Source organism: Bradyrhizobium sp. PRIMUS42 (genome assembly GCF_023006515.1).
In the GTDB taxonomy this organism is placed as follows: Bacteria; Pseudomonadota; Alphaproteobacteria; order Rhizobiales; family Xanthobacteraceae; genus Bradyrhizobium.
Genome location: NZ_JALBGZ010001058.1, coordinates 1 through 1,568, shown reverse-complemented (window position 1 = coordinate 1,568; position 1,568 = coordinate 1). Strand labels below are relative to the sequence as shown.

General features: G+C 65.8%; 3 protein-coding genes. All 3 read right to left on the bottom strand.

The genetic code is table 11. The features are described from left to right. Nucleotides 1–429, bottom strand: a 429-nt coding sequence (gene ribH / locus MOV75_RS37480) for a 6,7-dimethyl-8-ribityllumazine synthase (RefSeq protein WP_247007923.1), incomplete at its 3' end; no start/stop codon positions are given. A 152-nt stretch (nucleotides 430–581) separates the two neighbouring features. Beyond that, nucleotides 582–1,193, bottom strand: coding sequence for a riboflavin synthase (locus MOV75_RS37475; RefSeq protein WP_246932251.1), 612 nt, complete (start codon nucleotides 1,191–1,193; stop codon nucleotides 582–584). Next, on the bottom strand, nucleotides 1,193–1,568 hold a 376-nt coding region (locus MOV75_RS37470), incomplete at its 5' end, for a dihydrofolate reductase family protein (RefSeq protein ID WP_247007922.1). The genes MOV75_RS37475 and MOV75_RS37470, both read right to left, overlap by 1 nt.

Sequence of the window (1,568 nt, the reverse complement as noted above, 5' to 3'; positions counted from 1 at the left end):
ACCCTTGTCGAGCTCGCTGGCGCGCGCCCGCGCCCACGCCTGCGCCTCATTGTTGACGGTGAGGATGCCGTTGCCGAGCGGCAGCTTGCGCGAAACCGCAAGGTCCATCAGCGCGCGCGAGGATTCCTGCGACACGATCTCGAAGTGAATGGTGTCGCCGCGGATGACGCAGCCGAGCGCGATCACGGCGTCATAGGGCTTGCCGTTCGCCGCCGCGGCATCCACCGCGATGGCCACTGCCGCCGGAATCTCCAGCGCGCCGGGAACCGTGATGACGTCATGCGTCAGGCCGGCCGCCTTCAGCTCGGCAATGGCGCCGTCCAGCAGCGCGTCCTGGAGATCGTCATAGAACCGCGCCTCGACAATCAGCGCGCGCGCGCCGGAAATGTCGGTCTGGTCCTTCAGGGGTGCGCGCCGCGCGTCTGCCATCGTTCGATCCGTTCTACTCTACAGTGGTCGGCGCGTTATGTAGTCGCCGCAGGCGGGTAAGCCAAGTTCAAAGACTGTCATTCCGGGGCGCGAAGCGAACCCGGAATCTCGAGATTCCGGGTCTGGTCCTTCGGACCATCCCGGAATGACGGCTAGGCCGTCATTTCCGTCAGCCGCGCCGCGTAGCGGGCCATCAAATCGACCTCGATATTGACCTCGGCGCCCGCCTTCCAGCCGCCGATCGTCGTCACCGTCAGCGTGTGCGGGATGATCAGCACAGAAAAGGTCACGTCCTTGACCGTATTGACCGTCAACGAGACGCCGTCGAGCGTGATCGAGCCCTTGGTGGCGATGAACCGCGCCAGCTCCCGCGTGGTCGACAGCTCGAACCGGGCCATGTCGGGCAGGTCCTCGCGGCTGACGATGGTCGCAATGCCATCGGCATGGCCGGCGACGATGTGGCCGCCGAGCTCGTCGCCGATCTTGAGTGCACGCTCGAGGTTGAGCTTGGTGCCCAGCTTCCAGTGCTTCGCCGTCGTCAGCGCCAGCGTCTCCGCAGCCGCATCGACCTCATACCAGGTTTTGCCGCCTGCGACGCCGGAGGCGACCACGGTGAGGCACACGCCGTTGCTGGCGATCGAGGCGCCGTCGGCGATCGTGGTCTGGTCATAGCTGCAGGCGATGCGCAGCCGGTGCAGCTGGCCCTGCGCCACGGGCGTGAAGCTGACGATCTCGCCGATATCGCTGACAATGCCGGTGAACATTACGCACGCTCGTAGATGGTGAGAGTATCCTTGTCGAATGTTTCGCTAGCATGAACCTTGTAGGCCTGCGACTGCGTGATTTTCGACAGGGGCAATGCATCGAGCGCATCGACGCCGCCGGAGCCCACCGCTTCCGTCCCGCGGAACAGCCAGATCTCGTCGACGAGGTCGGCCGCGACGAACGAGGACGCAACCCTGCTGCCGCCCTCGACCATCAGGCGGGTGATGCCCTTCCCGGCCAGCGCATGCAGCACGGCGGGCAAATCGAGCTCGGAGGCATTTGCCGGCGGGACGCGGATCACTTGCGCGCCGGTCGCACCGAGACGCGTCGCAGCTGCGGCTTCCGCAAGCTCAGAACCCACCACCCAGAGCGGC

Bases quoted from the DNA above. Each gene is read 5' to 3' on its own strand.
- MOV75_RS37475 (WP_246932251.1), bottom strand. From the start codon at position 1,193: ATGTTCACCGGCATTGTCAGCGATATCGGCGAGATCGTCAGCTTCACG.